The organism is Nocardia sp. NPDC052112 (assembly GCF_040680135.1).
In the GTDB taxonomy this organism is placed as follows: domain Bacteria; phylum Actinomycetota; class Actinomycetes; order Mycobacteriales; family Mycobacteriaceae; genus Nocardia.
The window spans coordinates 72,572-89,760 of sequence record NZ_JBFAWD010000018.1 but is presented as its reverse complement, the minus strand read 5'-3'; the positions used below and the strand labels follow the sequence as shown (position 1 = coordinate 89,760).

Sequence of the window (17,189 nt, the reverse complement as noted above, 5' to 3'; positions counted from 1 at the left end):
CCGACTCATGGCCTGCCGTGTCACTGCGGTGGACTGATCGTTCGGTGGTTGTGCGCCGTCGTATGTGAATCGGGTAGGCCGGGCACGCTTCTGCGTTCTAGTCGAGTCGTATGGTGCGCCGCGCTGGGTTGGATCGATGTGTTGGGTGCGGCGGTTTCCCTCCTGCCCAGCATCGATGCCGTGCGCTGGCCACGAAGTGGCGCTGACCTCATCCCTCGGCGGCGGACGGCGATATGTGGGTTTCGTCGGTGGGACGTCTCCCGGTCGCGGGGGCGGCGATTCAGGACGATACGGTCAGGGTGTGTCGGTGCAGAGCGCTGGCGGCTCGTTCGGGAACTACCACCTCGAACGTCTGGTGGGTCGTGGCGGTATGGGTGAGGTGTGGTTGGCGCGCGACCGCGCCGGCAGCACCGTCGCGTTGAAGGTTTTGTCGGCGGCCTATTCCGCCGACGCGGGCTATCGGCGTCGTTTCGAGCGGGAGGCTCGGCTGGGCGCTCGGGTTCGCGACCCGCACATCGTGCCGATTCATGCTTTCGGCGAGGTCGATGGTCATCTTTTCTTGGAGATGACCTACATCGAGGGTGTCGATCTGGCGACGCGGCTGCGGTCGGGTGCGCTCATGCCGGATCGGGCGGTCGGGATCATCGCCCAGGCCGCGCAGGCGCTGGATGCCGCTCATGCGGCGGGACTCGTGCATCGGGATGTGAAGCCGGGCAATATCCTCGAGGACACCAGCGGTTTCGTATATCTGATCGACTTCGGCATCGCCCGCGCCGCCGACGGCACCGCCCTGACGGCGACCGGCCTGGTGGTGGGCACCCTGGGTTATATGGCGCCGGAGCGGTTCACCGGCGTGGCCGAGGCTCGCTCGGATGTCTATTCGCTGGCCTGCGTGCTGTATGAAACCCTCACGGGAAGCCTGCCGTACGGTGACGGCGACCCGGCACAGCAGATGCACGCGCATTTGGTATCCGAACCTCCGCGTGCCTCGCAGGCTGCCCACGCAGTCCCGCCAGCGCTCGACGCTGTCATCGCCCGCGGCATGGCCAAGAATCCGGCGGAACGCTACATCAGCGCGGGTGAATTCGCCGCCGCGGCATGTGCGGCGGTCGGTCGACCCGCAGCGGTGCAACCGACCCCACCGGTCGCGAACCCTGCGGCATCGAGCCCGCACCCGCCTACCCGCGTCATGACCGCCGTCGGCCCGCCCCCGACACTGACCGAGATCCGACCGGCGACGCAAACGTCCGCGCCTCGGACACCCCAGGGCGCGCATCCGGATCGCCGAAAGCTTCTCCTGCGCCGCTGGCTACCGGTCGCCGGTGGGTTGGCACTAGTTGCTGCGGCCGCATTCTGGCTGCTGAGCGGCATCCTCCCGTCTGATTCCGCTCCGAGCACGACGACCCATGCGGCCTCTGCTGCTGCCTCGACCGATTCCTTGCCGTCCTCGGCCGGCGGGCAATCACCGGCTCCGGCTGGTGCGATGCGGGACGGCAACTTCGCTTTCACCGTGACCGAGGTGGTGTCCAACGCCAGCCGCACCGGTGCGGTGAACCCGGGCGGTCCCTACACCATCGTGACGCTGACGGTCACCAACATCTCCCAACACGGCCAAGCATTCCGCATCGCCGACCAGCGCCTGATCACCGCTGGCGGCCGCGCCCTCGGTCCCGACGCGTCCGCAACCACCGACCTCAACCCGTCCCGCAACGGCCTCGACCAGATCGACCCTGGCGCCACCCACACGATCCGGCTGGCCTTCGACCTGCCCGGCAAGGATAGGAACGGCAAGAAGAACGATAAGAAGGCCGACGTCGCGAGCCGGCTGGTCCTACACGGCGCCCCGTCGTCTCCCGGTGTGACCGTGCCGGTCGGCTAGCCGCGAGTCGCATCGGTACCACCAGGAGCCGTACGACGGCGGTGCTGGTCTGCGCCCCGGGGTGCGATGATCGGGTGTGGTCGCTGCTGCCGCGATCGGTTTGCTGTTCGGCCCATCCGCCCGGCATGTTCCGTTTCAACAGTGCCGCCCTGGCCTGCGAGAAACGGCGTGGCGGGGCGCTGGCACACACTCGGCAAGCGCCACAGCGGTAATCCGGATGAATCGGCCCCCGCGCATCTAATACGATTCGACCAGCAGCAATGTGGGTAGGCAATACCGCGGACCCGCGAACCGATCCCCAGGGGAGAGACGAACGATCGTGGCCGACGACAACGATGGAGTCGAGAACGCAGCGCTGAGCGAGGCGGCATTGGCCGCCGCCGCGGCGGAAGCCGAGAAGGCGTTTGCGGCGGCCGCCGATCTCGATGCGCTCGCGGTCGCGAAGACCGAGCATCTCGGCGGTAAGGCGCCGCTGGCCTTGGCGCAGCGCGCGCTCGGCGGCCTGCCGAAGTCGGAGAAGGCCGATGCGGGCAAGCGTGTGAATGTCGCCAGGGCGCGGGTATCGGAGGCCTTCGAATCGCGCCGTTCGGTGCTGCTCGCCGAGCGGGACGCGGCCGTGCTGGTCGCCGAGGCGATCGATGTGACGCTGCCCGCGCGCCGGGACGCCGTCGGGGCGCGGCATCCGATCACGGTTATCTCCGAGCAGATCGCCGATGTCTTCGTCGCGATGGGGTGGGAGGTCGCCGAGGGACCCGAGGTCGAGACCGAGCACTTCAATTTCGACGCGCTGAATTTCCTGCCCGACCATCCGGCCCGCACGATGCAGGACACCTTCCATATCGCGCCCGAGGGGTCGCGACAGGTGCTGCGCACGCACACCTCACCGGTGCAGGTGCGCTCGCTGCTCGAGCGCGAGCTGCCGATCTATGTGGTGTGCCCCGGTCGGACCTTCCGCACCGATGAGCTCGACGCCACCCACACCCCGGTCTTCTCCCAGGTGGAGGGGCTGGCGGTGGACAAGGGCCTGACCATGGCGCATCTGCGCGGCACCCTGGACGCGTTCGCCCGCGCCTTGTTCGGGCCGGATACCCGCACACGCATGCGCCCCAACTACTTTCCGTTCACCGAGCCATCGGCCGAGGTCGACGTGTGGTTCCCGGACAAGAAGGGCGGCGCGGGCTGGGTCGAATGGGGCGGCTGCGGCATGGTGAACCCGAAGGTGCTGATCGCCAGCGGGATCGATCCCGAGGTGTACAGCGGGTTCGCGTTCGGCATGGGGCTGGAGCGGACGCTGCAGTTCCGCAACGGCATCCCGGACATGCGGGACATCGTGGAGGGTGACGTGCGTTTCACGCTGCCCTTCGGTGTCCGGTCCTGAGCTTGTCGATTTCAACGACCCTTCGATCGAGAGAGCGAAACGTCAAGTGCGAGTAGCGCAGTCCTGGCTGACCGAAATCCTGCGGCGGACCACCCCCGACTGGTCGGTGACGCCGGAGGAGCTCGATGCCGGATTCGTCCGCGTCGGGCTGGAGGTCGAAGAGGTCGACAAGCTCCAGCGGGTGACCGGTGATATCGATAAGCCGCTGGTGGTCGGTCGCGTCGCCGAGATCACCGAGCTGACCGAGTTCAAGAAGCCGATCCGGTTCTGCAGGGTGGATGTCGGTCGGGGCGAGCGCAGCGACGGGGGATCGGACACCGCCGACCTGCAGGAGATCGTTTGCGGCGCGACGAACTTCGCCGTGGGCGACCTGGTCGTCGTGGTGCTGCCGGGCGGGGTGCTGCCCGGTGGCTTCCAGATCTCCTCGCGCAAGACCTACGGGCACGTGTCCAACGGCATGATCTGCTCGGTCGCCGAACTCGGTATCGGCAAGGATCATTCGGGCATTCTGGTGCTCGAGCCGGGCACCGCCGAACCGGGCACCGATGCCAATGAGCTGCTCGGACTCGATGATACGGTCATCGAACTGAACATCACGCCGGATCGCGGGTACTGCTTCTCGACCCGCGGTCTGGCGCGCGAGCTGGCGTGCGGATTCGATCTGGAATACGCGGATCCGGCGGTGCGGACACTGCCCGATGAAGAGCAGGACGCGTGGCCGGTCCGGCTCGAACCGGAGTCCAAGTGCACCCGTTTCGCGGTGCGCCGGGTCGTCGGTATCGACCCGAATGCGGTGAGCCCCTGGTGGTTACAGCGTCGGCTGCTGTTGTCGGGTGTGCGCCCGATTTCGCCCGCGGTCGATGTCACCAACTTTGTGATGCTCGAGTTCGGCCAGCCGCTGCACGCCTTCGACGCCGCCAAGCTCAACGGTGGTCTCGTCGTGCGCACCGCCGACAAGGGCGAGACGCTGCGCACGCTGGACGAGGTCGAGCGGGTGCTCGATATCGAGGATGTGGTGATCGCCGACGACTCCGGCGTGGTCTCGCTCGCGGGTGTAATGGGCGGTGCGACAACGGAAGTCGGCGCGGAGTCGACCGATATCGTGCTCGAGGCCGCCACCTGGAATCCGCTGCTGGTCTACCGGACCGCGCGCAGGCACAAACTGGTCTCCGAGGCCGGCAAGCGTTACGAGCGGGTCGTTGATCCGGAGATCAATGTCGCCGCGCTCGATCGCGCCGCCACGCTGCTGGCCGATATCGCCGGTGGCACCGTGAAATCCGCGCTCACCGATGTGCGGGTGCCGGTGCCCGCCGCGCCGCCGATCCGGATCGATATCGATCTCGCCGATCGGGTGGCGGGCGTGGTGTATCCGACCGGAACCTCCGCGCGGCGGCTCGCGCAGATCGGCTGCACGGTCGAGGTGGGCGTCGATGAGACCACCGGGCACGGGCAGCTCGTTGTCACGCCGCCGAGCTGGCGGCCCGACCTGGCCCAGCCCGCCGACCTCGTCGAAGAGGTGCTGCGGCTGGAGGGGCTGGAGCAGATTCCGTCGGTCGTTCCGACCGCACCGGCCGGGCGTGGGCTGACCACCGCACAGCGTCGCCGTCGCGCGGTGAGTCGGGCACTGGCGTTCGCCGGATGTGTCGAGGTGCCGCCGCCGCTATTCCTCGCGGCCGGGATTTTCGATGTCTGGGGCCTGGATGCCGATGATGCGCGCCGCAACACCACCCGGGTGTTGAACCCGCTCGATGTGGAGCGTGCCGAATTGGCGACCACGCTGCTGCCGGGGCTGTTGGAAGTGGCCGCCCGCAATATCTCTCGTGGCGCGCGGGATCTCGCGATCTTCGGTATCGCGCAGGTGGTACTGCCCGGTCCGAATGTGCGTGCGGTCCAAGCGCTGCCGGTGGATCGTCGTCCGACCGATGGGCAGATCCAGGAACTGCTCGATTCGTTGCCCGCGCAGCCGGTGCATATCGGCGCGGTGCTGACCGGTCGCCGGGAACCGCGCGGACCGTGGGGTGCCGGGCGTCCGGCGGAGGCCGCCGATGCCTTCGCGCTCGCCGATGCCGTCGGTGATGCGGCGGGCGTGACCATCGAGCGCCGCCCGGCGGCCTATCTGCCGTGGCATCCGGGGCGGTGCGCCGAGCTGGTGGTCGATGGCAAGGTCATCGGGCACGCGGGCGAACTGCATCCCGCCGTTTTGGAGCGGGCGGGCTTGCCGCCGCGCACCTGCGCCGTCGAACTCGATCTCGACGCCTTGCCGCTGCGCGAATCTCGGCCCGTCCCAGTGGTTTCCCCGTTCCCGGCGGTGCTGCAAGACGTTTCGGTGAGTGTGCCGAGGACGGTGCCCGCCGCGTCGGTGGAGTCCGCGCTGCGCACCGGCGGCGGTGCGTTGCTGGAGGATATCGCGCTGTTCGATGTGTACGAGGGTGCGCAGGCAGGCGAGGGTCGCAAGTCTCTCACCTATGCACTGCGGTTCCGCGCCAGTGACCGGACCCTTACCGAGGACGAGGCCAGCGCGGCCCGCGACTCGGCCGTCGCTGCGGCCGCCGACGCGGTCGGCGCGCTGCTGCGCGGGTAGTCGCCTGATATCGCCCCCGGCCGGCCCTCCGCCCGCGCCCGGCGATCAAGATCAGGTGGAAACTACCGCGGCATTGCCCGAGAAGCGCCGCCACCAGTTCCACCTGATCTTGATCCGCGCACGGCGGCGATGTGGAGCTGATATTCGTTGCCGCCGCAGTGATCGAGGTGTTGCCGGGATGTGCTCCGGGACAAGGTAAATCGATGCAGGTGCCGGTCGAGGAGCTGGAGAAGCCACCGCCGGTGCGTCCGACCGTGCGCGCGGAGTTCGACAAATGCTTCCGGCGGCCCACCGCCGCGACCGTGCACGTGGGCGTGTATCCACTCGGCAGCGTGGACAATCGGCATACCAAGGGCCGCAAGGACTTCCAGATCACCGACGTCGACAAGGACAGTCGCTGCGTCGGTTTCGGCGCACCGTGATCGTGAAACCGACCGATCGCCAGCGCATCACCGCGACGCTGCGTGAAATGATCAGCCGCACAACGGCGATCACGCGCGCTGAGTGCCCACGCTCGGTGGGCCCGCTGGATCAGCTGGTGGCCTCGCCCAGGATCGCGAGCACCACATCCGAGGTGTAGAACGGTTCCAGTCGTTCGCGAATCAGCTTGCCCAGCACACCATTGCGCTTCGCGCCCTCGATGACGGCGGGGCCGTATCGCAGGATCTCCTTGGCGATATCATCCCCGGAAAGGCCGAGTTCCGGCAGCATCGCGGCCAGCGTGTAGTCGCCGTACTTGGTGAAGAAGACATCCACACATTCGTCGACCAGCAGCCCGAAATACTCCTTCTCCCTGGTGGTGACCGCGATCTCGTAGCAGAGCAGCACCAGTTCGTTCAGATCCTTCTGGGTCAGGTAGTCCCGCAGTCCGCTCACCGGTTCGTCGGCGTGCAGATCCCAGAACTCCATCGCGGCATCGTGCACCGGGGCGTCGCGCAACATCTCCCGGATGGCATTGTTGGTGCGCTTGAGCGCGAAAACCGCACCTTTGCCCGCCATATCGCCGATGAAGGTGCTCTCGGTGGCCTTCTTGGCGGTCTTGGCCGCCGACTGTCCCATGGAGATCAGCGATGAGACACCCGGAATCTTGCCCGCGATCTGCTTATTGGCCTCCATGAAATCGGAGATGAGCTTGTCCACGAACTTCGAGGCGACGGTGGCGACCAGCGGGCTCTCGGTGAGCCGCTCCAGAATCCGCTCCTGCGCCTGATGCATGCCGAAGATCTTCTCCAGCAGCGCCTCGACCGGTTCGCGCTCGACCACCTGCCCCAGGGTGTAGTCGTTGTTCGCGGCGATATGGTCGTAGATCGAATCGGCGAATACCCCGACCATATCCGCGATGACCGGACTGCCGCCGATCAGGTCGATGACGGTGCGGACTGTCTCCTTGGCCTGGTCGACGCCGACGATATCGCGGAAGACGAGGGTGTCGGCCACCCCGATCACCGATTCCACGTCCCGGACGACGACCTCGCTGAAGCGCTCGCCACTCACCTCGGCCAGCAGGAATTCCACTTGGGCATCGAGAAGCCGTTCGGCGATCTCACGCGGCTCGCTCATCGAATACCACCATCACATTCGTAGTCCGTCGCGCTCGGTCAGCTTACGGATCGTTCGATTCGACATCGTTGCCGTGCAACGATTTCCGTATCTGTGCCAGACGCTCGCGCGCCGCCTTCTCGCGCGCCTCCCATTGTTCGTCGGCGCTGCGGCCCGCAGGAGTCTGCCGGTCGAGTTCACCCATCCCCTGCGCGGTGCCGAAGCGCTGCTCGACCTTATCGCGAACTGACTCAAAAGTAGGTACGCCGCTGGACGAATATCCGCCCACCTCGGAACCCGACGGGATACCGGTCGGCGGTACCGGTACCGCTGGTACCGGAGAAAGGCCTCCGACCTGCCCGGATGCGCCGCTGCCCGACTCTTGCTCATGCGATTGTGGGGTCGCAGTGGTGGGACTCACAGCCGCCTCGGCGCCGGCATGACCGAGTCCGGCGGCCTCCACGACCGCCGTGTGCACCCACGAGAGTCGAGGTCGCCCCGCTGTGGCCGTGTGGAGTACCGCCAAGAGTTCGTCATCGGACAGTGCCGCGAGCCGCGCGGCGATCTCACCCAAATCGCTCATATCGCCAGGCTACGCACGAGCGCCATCAGCGGGTGAGTAGATCACCCGCCCAGGAGCGGATCAAATCCAGCCAGTCGACTCCGGTCGACATGATCAGATCGTTGTGATGCCCGCCGGGAAAGACCACCAATCGCTTCGGCTCGGGTGCGGCCGCATACAGCCGCTCGGCATGCCGCAGCGGCAGCAGTTCGTCCTGGTCGCCGTGCATGATCAAGACGGGTGCGGCCAACTTGCGGATGCGGCGCAGGCTCGGATAGGCGTCCGGGACGAATGGGCTGGGTAGGAAGGGATACACCGCGCGTGCCGCGTCCCGCAGACCGGTGAAGGTGGACATCAGTATCAGTCCCGTGGGCGGATGCTCGGTCGCCAGTTCGAGCAGTACGCCGCCGCCAAGTGATTTGCCCAGGTAGAGCACGCGATCCGGATCGACGCCGGGCTGTTCCAGGAGCACCCGCCTGGCCGCGTGGGCGTCGAGGTAAGTGCCGTGCTCGGTGGGGCGCCCGGTGCTGCGGCCGTAGCCGCGATAATCGAAAGTCAGTACGTCCAAACCGATTTGGGTGAGCAGCGAATAGATCGGCACCCGGTCGCCGATATTGCCGGCATTGCCGTGCGCGAACAGTACGTGCCCGACCGAGCGTGCGGCGGGCAGCCACCAGCCCTGCAGCGTCTCACCGTCGTCGGTGGGGATGGACAGTTCGGTGTAGTCCATCTCGAGGATCGACGGCGTCTGCACGACCTGTCGATCGGGCATGAAGGTCAGCGCGTTGAGAATCGGACTGGCCGGATGTCGCATGCCATCGTTCTTACCCGGAACCCGCCCCGCTGCCCACCGACGTCCCGAACGGACTACACCTCGACGACGTCGACGCCCTTCCAGAACGCGACCCGATCGCGCACCTGTTCGGCCTCCGGCTTCGGATCCGGGTAGTACCACGCGGCATCCGGATTCTTCGCGCCCTCGACCTCGACCGTGTAGTAGGACGCGAGGCCCTTCCACCCGCACACGGTATGTGTATCGCTGTCCCGGAAGTACTGCGACTTCACCGACTCCGCCGGAAAGTAATGATTGCCCTCGACCACCACGGTGTCATCGCTCTCGGCCAACACCGTGCCGTTCCATATCGCTTGTACGCTCATCGAATCTCCCACCGTCGCACCGGATTCCGCCGCACACAAACCACGGCTAGGGTGTGTAACCCAACCCACACCCGCCGTATTCCCCGCCGCGCTGTGGGAGCAATTGTCGAGACTTGTGGATCCGGATTCGTTGATGAAGAGGTCCGCATGGCGCGTGTGCGTCACCAACCTCGCGATCATCGCCGAGTGCCGGGCGGCTCTTCGCCAACGCCCGGGATTTCTTACGCTTGCGCACCGATTTGCCCGCAAATCGCTACTCGGCGCGGAAAAAGGTGCGCGGCGGCAGATATCCCGATCCAGGACTACGCCGCCGCGCCACCTACTGCCGACCGTGACCACATGTGGCCGGCTGCTGCGGCCTGTTTATACGCCGAGGCCTGCTTTGAGGGCGGGCCAGGACTTGGGCAGGGCGGCCTTCCAGTACGGCCACGAGTGGACGCCGACGGCGGCGTAGTCGAGGGAAAGGTCGGCGCCGAAGAGTTTCATGGCGGGCGACAGGGCGAGGGTGCAGTCGTGCGATACCTGTTCGATCTCATTCGCGCGGAGCGGGTCGTTGGGCCACGACCAGCTGTCGTCGAACGGAGCATCGTCGGGGCCGGGCACGCCGGTGCCCACGTACAGGTGGACCGGTTTGCCGCGCAGCGTGTCGAGATGCTTGCTCGGATCGTGCGCCGCCCACTCCGGGTTGCCTGCCTTGCCCCACATATTGTCCGGGTCGCCGCCCTTCGATTCGACCACGGGGCGCACCGAGAGCTGCCCGACACCGTCGGTGGAGTAGCAACCGCTGAAGGCTGCGAGTGCTCGGAACATGTCGGGGTGCCGCACGGCCAGAATGGCCGCCGCACCCGCTCCCATCGAAAGTCCGCCGACGGCGTAGACCCCGTTGCCCTTCAGTTCACGGTCGATCAGCGGGGGCAGCTCCGAGGTGAGGAAGGTTTCCCACTTCTGGTGTCCGATTTTGGGATCGTCCTGCAACCAGTCGGTGTAGTAGGTTCCCCCGCCGCCCACCGGCATCACCACATTGACCGGCTTGTCGGCGAAGAACTCCTTGGCGCCGCCGCGCAGCGTCCAGGTGCTCGCGGGCTGGGATTCCGTCGCGCCGTTTCCATCCAGCAGCAGCAGGGTCGGCCGGGATGCCGACTGGTTCGCGGGCACCAGGACATCCAGGTGAATGGTCCGCTTCATGGCGGGCGAGTGGACGTACATCTGCCATTGCTGCGGCGAGGTGCGCTCGATTCGCTCGATGGTGGCATCCGCGTTCGCTTCCGGCGCGACGACGAACAACGGCGCCACCGCGACCGCCACGGCCGCGGCGACAGACGCCATCCGCCGGTAACCCCGGCGTTCTCGCAATACCGACACGCGCAAATCCATGTGCAGACCTCATCGACGGTTGGCCCTTTTACGGGGCGTGAATTTTCGCGTCGACAATGTCATGAAACGTCATGGAACTGGGGGAACTGGATTCCCACGGTTGGTGAGCGAGTCGGTCGTGGACTTCGGCAGCGCTGGGTTCTGCGGTTGGGTGCCACCGTGCCAGTTGGTTCCCCAGTCACGGGCGGACGCACTTCAGGTCAGTGGTGCCACGGCGGCCCTGGTCTTGATGAGGTCGGCGGCCCTTTCTGCGAGCATCACGGTGGCCCCATTGGTGTTTCCGCTGATGATGGTCGGCATCACGGATGCATCGACAACGCGCAATCCATCTATCCCGCGCACCGCGAGTTGCGGGTCGACGACGGCGCGGTCGTCGACCCCCATCGCGCAGGTTCCGACAGCGTGGTACTCGGTCTGCGACCAACATGTCGCATGGTCGGCGAGTGCTGCGTCGGTCAGCGGCGTCTCAGTCGGCAGGTTCAAGCCGCTCAGGTATTTGGAGATCGGACTTTGTGCAGCGATCTCCAGTGCGACGCGCAGTCCGGCCTTGATATCCGCGAGGTCGTCCGGGTGGGAGAAGTAGGCCGGGTCGATGTGGGGATGGGTCAGCGGGTCGGTCGATCGCAGCCACAACCGGCCGCGACTGCGGGGGTGCGTCGATGCAGTGAGCATGGTGAAGTTCGGCAGTGGCGGGCTGGTGCGGCCATGATCAACGAACGCGGTTGGGCCGCCTATGAATTGGATGTTGGGCACTTCGCCGCCTGCGGTGGACACAAAGCCTCCGACCTCGCCGCCGTTGGAGGCGAAGGGGCCGCCACCTTCGCTCTGCCAGAGTGCCATGTTCTCGGGGCCGGCCATTTCCAGCAGGTCCGTGGAGTGCTCGGTCGCCCACACGAGGGGGACCATGGTGTGGTCGTGCAAGTTCTCTCCCACGCCTGGTACGTCCGCGACGACATCGATGTCCTGCGCGCGCAACTGGTCGGGCGGGCCGATCCCCGACAGCAGCAGCAATTGCGGAGAGTTGATGACGCCACCGCTGAGCAGGACCTCGCACTCCGCACGCGTGGTCTGCTCGATTCCATGCTCGACGTAGGCGACGCCCTTCGCTCGGTTGCCATCCAGGAGGACCCGAGTGACCTGGGCTCCGACGCGCACGACGAGATTGGGCCGCTGCATCGCTGGCCGTAGATAAGCATCGGCGCACGACCAGCGACGGCCGTTGTGACAGTTGACCTGATAGGCGCCGGCACCGAGTTGAGACAGGCCGTTGAAGTCGTCGTTGCGAGTCAAGCCCCACTCGTCGGCCGCGTCCACCCAGGCGTGCGACAACTCGTGGGTGAACAAGCGATCCTCGACGTGTACGGGCCCGTCGGCACCATGGAATGGCGCACCGAGGCGGCTGTTCTGCTCGGCTTTGATGAAGTACGGCAGCACGCTGTCGTAGTCCCATCCGACGTCGCCTCGCTCGGCCCACCCGTCGAAGTCGGCACGGTGTCCCCGGATATAGATCATGAGGTTGATCGAGGACGAACCGCCGATTGCCTTGCCACGCGGGAAGGTGGTCGAGCCGTGATAGTGAGCCTGCTCTTCGAGTTGGTAGTTCCAGTCGACCTCTGAGCCGAATAGTGCGCTGAACAGGGCTGGCACCTGGATGGCCTCGAGGGTGTCGTGCGGTCCGGCCTCCAGGAGGAGCACCCGAGTCGAGGGGTCCTCGGTGAGCCGGTTCGCCAGCACACAGCCAGCGCTACCCGCACCCACGATGACGAAGTCGAAGTTTTCGGTCGTTGGAAACGATGGTGTTGGAGTCATGTCTGAACTGTAAGCCCATCTGAGGTCAAATACAATCAGATGATACGTGACCCCAGATGGTGATACAGTGCGGATGAGATTCCAGGCAAGGAGTGACGTTGTCGGCAATGGGCAGTGGAAGTGACCGGTGAGGGATTACGACGGCAAGACGGCGGCCGAACGCGCCGGCGAGCGACGAACGCGACTCATCGATGCAGGTTTGGAGCTGTTCGGTGAACGGGGATACGCCGCGACGTCGATCCGCTCTGTCCTGCAGCGGGCAGGATTACGGGACCGCTACTTCGGAGAAAGCTTTGCCGATCTCGACTCGCTGCTGGCCGCCGTCTACGCGCGGCTGATCGACGAAGAGATTGCCGCCTGCCGTTCGGCGATCGCGAAAACGAGTGGGGCGTCCGAAGGCGCCCGCGCCATGATCGACACGCTCACACGCTCACTCGAACGCAATCCTGGTCGCGCCCGCGTCAAGTTGCGCGAGGTCCTCAGCGGCGGACCAGTTACCCGTCGTCGGAGACAGGATGGACTGCACCAGCTTGCCCAGCTGGTCGCCGACCTGCTGCCCCAGAATTCGACTCTGAGCAGGACCGACGTACTTCTGCTCGGGCTCGCGACAGTGGCGGCCGCCGACGAGCTTCTGCTTACGTGGATCGAGGGTGAACAGGGGCTGACGCGCGGCGCCGTGGTCGACCTGGTGATGCTGATGTTCGATGCGATCGCTCAGCGGATGAGTTCTAGCTAGTACCCGAGCCTCCTGCTGGTGGGCCAGCTCCCGTCCGTGTGGTTGCGAATCCGGGCCTGCGATATTGCCGGCGTCGACACGGATCGCTCGGCTCGGAAGAGAAGGTGTGCTTGTCGATCGAGAGCGGTCGAAGTCGGGCACTCGGTCATGATCGTGGTCCGGCCATGACTCGAAGCCGCTATGGCGTACCGTTTGTCGCCGTCCACCACCGTCCCGGAAAGTGCCCGAGGCCCGCGATCATCAGGATGTGCGCAGCGGCAGCACCTCCGAAGCCGCTGCTGTCTCAGCGGTCTGTTGCGTTCCTATCCTGGTCGATGGTGGTACGGCGGTTCGGTCAGACGGTCGCGGTGTTGTCGCCACCGGTGCCGATTCGGCGGCGGCGCTGTGCTTTGGCGTCGAACCAGTCCGTGGTGTTGGCACCGGTCAGTTCGCGGACGATGACGACCGTGAGGACGATGCCCACTATTGCGGTAATGGCGCCGGTGAATAGGGCGACGACGTTGCTGAGGGCGGTGATCACCTCGAGCACGACCGCGGGGCATCTCGCACCGCAGACACTGACGCCGCGCGAGCGTGCCGCGGCGCGCGGAATCGACTTCCCGCCGCTGGCGGCACGACCGCTGGTGTACGGCGACCCACCGCTGCGAGCATTACGGGAAGTGCTGGACCGGTTGTCGGAGCTGGCACTGCCGGTGCCCGGCTCGAATGGCGCAGTCGAGCACCGGAATTGACTCCGCTGGGGGCTGAAGATGCGCGAGCGTCGCACCGAGGTCGACGGGTGGGTGGCCATCTGGGAGATCGACCACTGGCATATCCGAATCATGCTCGTGCGCAGCCTGGTCGGTAGTGCGCGGCCATTGTTGAAGGCCGACGTGTCAGGGGCGGTGCCCGATCTGGCCGATATGCGTGAGAGATATCCGAACCTGGCCCGGTTGTGGGATGCGGTGCGGCATGAGTATTGGGCGGAAGTGATTACGCCCCAGGAGCATTCGGAGGGGACTATTTGATCGGTGGCACCAGCGGCAGCGCGATGGGATTATCGACCCGTCGATTCGGTATCGGTGTTGAAGTAGACGGAGTTGGTAACGTCTTGGCCGGTAATACGTTTGATTGACAGGGCCATGATCTCGCCCATTTCTTCGACTACTTCGATGTGCTCGCGGATTATGGGGTCGATAGAGTTGGCTTCGCCGGTGGCTCGGCCTTTGAACATCTTGACCAGATCATCGGCCATGTGGAAATCGCCGAAGCCGGAAACTCTTTGCGCGGCCTGAGCCTGGACCAGCATGTCCTGAAGATCGTTGAGCCGTTGGTCGCAAGCGGCTAGGCATTGCCGTGCTGCTTCCTCGCTGTCTAGATAGAGCTCACCGGACTTCGTCTGTTCGGCAAATCGCGCCCACTGTGCGATATCAGATCGGCTCATCGATGTTCCCCTCCCGGCGTTACTTCGGCAGGCTCGGCACTATCGCTGAACCCGCCTGTTGGAGTAGCCCGCACGGCGGAGCGGGATGGTCGAGGACAGGATTGTTATCAGCGTGAACTCGATGCCTTGGGGCGCGGCGAAGACCACATCGCACATCAGGTCGTATGACGCACCCTCGACTTCAATCAGTGCGCCATCCCCACCCTCTCGACCTGCGACTATTCGGTGATCTTGACCTTATCAACGCTATGCGGGGCATAGCTGGTCGCGATGGGAAGCGCGGCCCGAGGATTTGGTCCAGAATCACGCACAGCGAATCCTCCGCACGCCAGGTCCGCCGACGGCCGGCATGTCACACTGTTCCGCGGCGGGGTGTGAGCGGATCGATACCGCGGAAACGTTGGATTACCAGCGTGTATACAAATGCGTCCGATGTCCGTTTTGTCCGGTTTTCGCGTTGACAGTGCCATACCCCTGGAGCAGGCTGCTCGGTGACTTTCCGTGCGTTCGCGGTGGAGCTGTCGCGGTCTGGCAATCGGAGGAGCAGGGTGGTGCGTTTACGTCAACGGTCGGAAAAATCCGGTGGTACACCGGATATGACTGCCGACCCTGGAAGTGAACGCCAGGTTGCCGGCAACAGAATAGTGCGACCGCGCACGATTCGGGGGCAATTGGCCCGAATTCTCGTCGTCTCGTTGGTTTTGGTGCTCGGCCTGCTCGGCGTGACGGTTGCCAGGGAAATCAAGGCGTTCCGCGACAGCGGTGATACCGTGCATGCGGTCTCGCTGGCACTGGCCGTACAGGATCTGGTGCAGGAAGCCCAGCGCGAGCGCGGGCTCAGCAATGGTCTGCTCGGCGGCGATGCCCGGCTGGGGCAGACCGTCGCCGATCAGCGGGTCGAAACGAATCGGGCGCTGGCCGCACTGGAGCGGGCGGCGGCCGGGAATGCGCCGGGCGCGGCCCAAGTGCGTTCGGCGATCGGCCAATTGGACGCACTGGATGCGACCCGTACGCAGATCGATGCGCGCCGCATCAGCAGGCAGGCTGCCTTTCAGTTCTATACCGACGGCATTTCGGCACTGAATCGGCTGACGCTCGGACTCGATCAGGCGCGCGACGCGGAGATTCGGCACGGCCTGGAGGCGCTGTACACGCTCGGCGAGGCCAAGGAGCAGACGGCCAAGGAACGCGGGTTCCTCAATGGCGTCTTCGCCGCCGATGAGTTCCGCAGTGGCGAATATGTCGAATTCCTCGATATCCGCGCCGCCAAGACGGCCGGTCTGACCGCCTTCGGACGCGATGCGACCGCGGCACAGCAGGCCCGGCTCGATGCGGCGCTGCGTAGCGAAAATGCGGTCAACGCAGCCGAATCGGAGCGAATCGCGATCGCGTCGAGCGCCGGTCCGCTGGTGCGTTCGGTGGATCCGAGCACCTGGTGGGCGCAGATGACCGCGGTCATCGATGAGCAGCGCCAGGTGCAGCAGGGCGTCGGTGACGATGTGCAGCGGCGCGCGACGGCGCTGCGCAGGGATGCGTTCCTCACGCTCGGCGGCTTCCTGCTCGCGGCGCTGATCGCCATTGCCGCCGAGATGACGCTCGTCTTCGCCAGTGTGCGTGCCATCGTGCGTCCTCTCGCCGACCTGGCAGCGGACGCCGATGATGTCGCCAATCACCGACTGCCCGAGGTGATCGCGGCGTGGCAGGCATCCGACGACACCCAACCGGATCCGCCCGCGCGGGTGCGCACACCGCGCGGTGCGAGTATCGAGATCGCCGCCGTGGCAGCGGCTTTGGACGACGTGCAGACCACCGCCTTCGAATTGGCTTCGCAGCAGGCGCTGGTCCGCCGCAATACCACCGAATCGATGGCGAATCTGGCGCGGCGCAACCAGAATCTGGTGCGCCGCCAGCTCGGCCTGATCAGTGAATTCGAACGCGAGGAACTCGACCCCAAGGCGCTGTCCAATCTGTTCGAGCTCGATCACCTCGCCACCCGCATGCGGCGCAATGCCGAAAGTCTGCTGGTGCTGGTCGGTTCGGCGAGCCCGCGACGCTGGGCCGAACCGATCGCGCTCACCGATGTGATCCGCGCCGGGTTGTCGGAGGTCGACGACTATCGCCGGGTGGTGCTGCGCCGGGTGGACGAGATCGCCATCACCGGCGCGGTGGTCACCGATCTCGCGCATATGCTGGCCGAGCTGATCGAGAACGGATTGGCCTTCTCCCCACCGGATATGGAGGTGGAGATCTACGGCCGCAAGCTGCCGGCCGGATATCTGCTCGCGGTGGTGGACCACGGTGTCGGCATGTCGGTGCAGCAATTGAACGAGGCGAATGCCCGCCTGCGCGGCGACACCGATTTCGTTGTCGCGCCGACCCGGTATCTGGGCCATTACGTGGTCGGCCGGTTGTCGCGGCGACTCGGAATCGATGTCGAGCTGAATGTGTCGCCGGTGAGCGGAATCGTCGCCCGACTGCTGTTGCCCGTGGGAATCATTGCGGGAGAGAAGGATCGGCGCGCGCCCGCCACCGGTCAGGTCGGCGGCGCTGAGATCGATGGTGTCCAGATCGGCAACGCGCAGATCGATGGTGTCCAGCGCAACGGTGCTCGGATCGTCGATGCTCCGGTCAATGGCACTCAGGCCTACGATGCCGACGTCAGCGGTGCTCAGCTCTACGAGGGCCAAGTCGACAGCGCTCAGATCAGCGGTGCTCGAGTCTACGGTTCCCAAGTCGATGGCGCTCAGGTC

At 65.7% G+C, this 17,189-nt stretch carries 16 protein-coding genes; 8 read left to right on the top strand and 8 right to left on the bottom strand.

Annotated features, from left to right (window positions below; translation table 11 throughout):
• The first annotated feature begins 301 nt into the window (after positions 1-301).
• The 4 genes from AB0L58_RS30035 (at position 302) to AB0L58_RS30020 (ending at position 6,260) form a co-directional block, all read left to right on the top strand.
• Complete coding sequence (locus AB0L58_RS30035; protein ID WP_364391712.1) at positions 302-1,879, top strand: protein kinase; 1,578 nt, start codon at positions 302-304, stop codon at positions 1,877-1,879.
• 319 nt (positions 1,880-2,198) lie between these two features.
• Positions 2,199-3,257 (top strand): phenylalanine--tRNA ligase subunit alpha, encoded by a 1,059-nt coding sequence (gene pheS, locus AB0L58_RS30030; protein ID WP_364391710.1) that lies wholly within the window; start codon positions 2,199-2,201, stop codon positions 3,255-3,257.
• A 46-nt stretch (positions 3,258-3,303) separates the two neighbouring features.
• On the top strand, positions 3,304-5,838 hold the full coding sequence (pheT, locus tag AB0L58_RS30025) for a phenylalanine--tRNA ligase subunit beta (protein WP_364391707.1): 2,535 nt from the start codon (positions 3,304-3,306) through the stop codon (positions 5,836-5,838).
• Positions 5,839-6,041: 203 nt separating this feature from the next.
• Positions 6,042-6,260, top strand: coding sequence for a hypothetical protein (locus AB0L58_RS30020; RefSeq protein WP_364391705.1), 219 nt, complete (start codon positions 6,042-6,044; stop codon positions 6,258-6,260).
• Between the two features lie 109 nt (positions 6,261-6,369).
• Here the strand turns inward: AB0L58_RS30020 and AB0L58_RS30015 are convergent, their stop codons facing one another.
• The 6 genes from AB0L58_RS30015 to AB0L58_RS29990 form a co-directional block, all read right to left on the bottom strand.
• Positions 6,370-7,398: a hypothetical protein gene (locus AB0L58_RS30015; RefSeq protein WP_364391702.1), complete on the bottom strand. Its 1,029-nt coding sequence runs from the start codon at positions 7,396-7,398 to the stop codon at positions 6,370-6,372.
• Positions 7,399-7,441: 43 nt separating this feature from the next.
• The gene (locus AB0L58_RS30010; RefSeq protein ID WP_364391699.1) at positions 7,442-7,960 is read right to left on the bottom strand and encodes a hypothetical protein; all 519 of its coding nucleotides are present in this window, start codon (positions 7,958-7,960) and stop codon (positions 7,442-7,444) included.
• Positions 7,961-7,985: 25 nt separating this feature from the next.
• Positions 7,986-8,753 carry an alpha/beta hydrolase gene (locus AB0L58_RS30005; protein WP_364391697.1) on the bottom strand — a complete coding sequence of 256 codons (768 nt, stop codon included), beginning with the start codon at positions 8,751-8,753 and terminating at the stop codon, positions 7,986-7,988.
• 53 nt (positions 8,754-8,806) lie between these two features.
• On the bottom strand, positions 8,807-9,097 hold the full coding sequence (locus AB0L58_RS30000; RefSeq protein ID WP_364391695.1) for a DUF427 domain-containing protein: 291 nt from the start codon (positions 9,095-9,097) through the stop codon (positions 8,807-8,809).
• Between the two features lie 363 nt (positions 9,098-9,460).
• Positions 9,461-10,471 carry an alpha/beta hydrolase family protein gene (locus tag AB0L58_RS29995; protein WP_364391692.1) on the bottom strand — a complete coding sequence of 337 codons (1,011 nt, stop codon included), beginning with the start codon at positions 10,469-10,471 and terminating at the stop codon, positions 9,461-9,463.
• A 195-nt stretch (positions 10,472-10,666) separates the two neighbouring features.
• Entirely contained in the window at positions 10,667-12,280 is a 1,614-nt protein-coding gene (locus AB0L58_RS29990; RefSeq protein WP_364391690.1) for a GMC family oxidoreductase N-terminal domain-containing protein, read from the bottom strand.
• A gap of 127 nt (positions 12,281-12,407) precedes the next feature.
• On the opposite strand from AB0L58_RS29990, the gene AB0L58_RS29985 reads away from it, so the two are divergent.
• Positions 12,408-13,016 carry a TetR/AcrR family transcriptional regulator gene (locus tag AB0L58_RS29985; RefSeq protein ID WP_364391688.1) on the top strand — a complete coding sequence of 203 codons (609 nt, stop codon included), beginning with the start codon at positions 12,408-12,410 and terminating at the stop codon, positions 13,014-13,016.
• A gap of 334 nt (positions 13,017-13,350) precedes the next feature.
• Here the strand turns inward: AB0L58_RS29985 and AB0L58_RS29980 are convergent, their stop codons facing one another.
• On the bottom strand, positions 13,351-13,536 hold the full coding sequence (locus AB0L58_RS29980; protein WP_364391686.1) for a hypothetical protein: 186 nt from the start codon (positions 13,534-13,536) through the stop codon (positions 13,351-13,353).
• Here AB0L58_RS29980 and AB0L58_RS29975 point away from each other — a divergent pair.
• Positions 13,529-13,747 carry a hypothetical protein gene (locus AB0L58_RS29975; protein ID WP_364391684.1) on the top strand — a complete coding sequence of 73 codons (219 nt, stop codon included), beginning with the start codon at positions 13,529-13,531 and terminating at the stop codon, positions 13,745-13,747. The genes AB0L58_RS29980 and AB0L58_RS29975 overlap by 8 nt on opposite strands.
• An 18-nt stretch (positions 13,748-13,765) precedes the next feature.
• Positions 13,766-14,023: a hypothetical protein gene (locus AB0L58_RS29970; protein WP_364391681.1), complete on the top strand. Its 258-nt coding sequence runs from the start codon at positions 13,766-13,768 to the stop codon at positions 14,021-14,023.
• 29 nt (positions 14,024-14,052) lie between these two features.
• Here the strand turns inward: AB0L58_RS29970 and AB0L58_RS29965 are convergent, their stop codons facing one another.
• Positions 14,053-14,439, bottom strand: coding sequence for a hypothetical protein (locus AB0L58_RS29965; protein WP_364391678.1), 387 nt, complete (start codon positions 14,437-14,439; stop codon positions 14,053-14,055).
• 671 nt (positions 14,440-15,110) lie between these two features.
• Between AB0L58_RS29965 and AB0L58_RS29960 the strand changes: the two genes are divergently transcribed.
• The coding region (locus AB0L58_RS29960; protein WP_364391676.1) for an ATP-binding protein at positions 15,111-17,189 on the top strand (2,079 nt) is incomplete at its 3' end.

Excerpts from the sequence above, each read along its gene's own strand:
- AB0L58_RS30005 (WP_364391697.1), bottom strand. The coding sequence starts at position 8,753 with ATGCGACATCCGGCCAGTCCGATTCTCAACGCGCTGACCTTCATGCCC.
- AB0L58_RS30015 (WP_364391702.1), bottom strand. The coding sequence starts at position 7,398 with ATGAGCGAGCCGCGTGAGATCGCCGAACGGCTTCTCGATGCCCAAGTG.
- AB0L58_RS29970 (WP_364391681.1), top strand. The coding sequence starts at position 13,766 with ATGCGCGAGCGTCGCACCGAGGTCGACGGGTGGGTGGCCATCTGGGAG.
- AB0L58_RS30020 (WP_364391705.1), top strand. The coding sequence starts at position 6,042 with ATGCAGGTGCCGGTCGAGGAGCTGGAGAAGCCACCGCCGGTGCGTCCG.
- AB0L58_RS29995 (WP_364391692.1), bottom strand. The coding sequence starts at position 10,471 with ATGGATTTGCGCGTGTCGGTATTGCGAGAACGCCGGGGTTACCGGCGG.
- AB0L58_RS30010 (WP_364391699.1), bottom strand. The coding sequence starts at position 7,960 with ATGAGCGATTTGGGTGAGATCGCCGCGCGGCTCGCGGCACTGTCCGAT.
- AB0L58_RS29965 (WP_364391678.1), bottom strand. The coding sequence starts at position 14,439 with ATGAGCCGATCTGATATCGCACAGTGGGCGCGATTTGCCGAACAGACG.
- AB0L58_RS29990 (WP_364391690.1), bottom strand. The coding sequence starts at position 12,280 with ATGACTCCAACACCATCGTTTCCAACGACCGAAAACTTCGACTTCGTC.
- AB0L58_RS30000 (WP_364391695.1), bottom strand. The coding sequence starts at position 9,097 with ATGAGCGTACAAGCGATATGGAACGGCACGGTGTTGGCCGAGAGCGAT.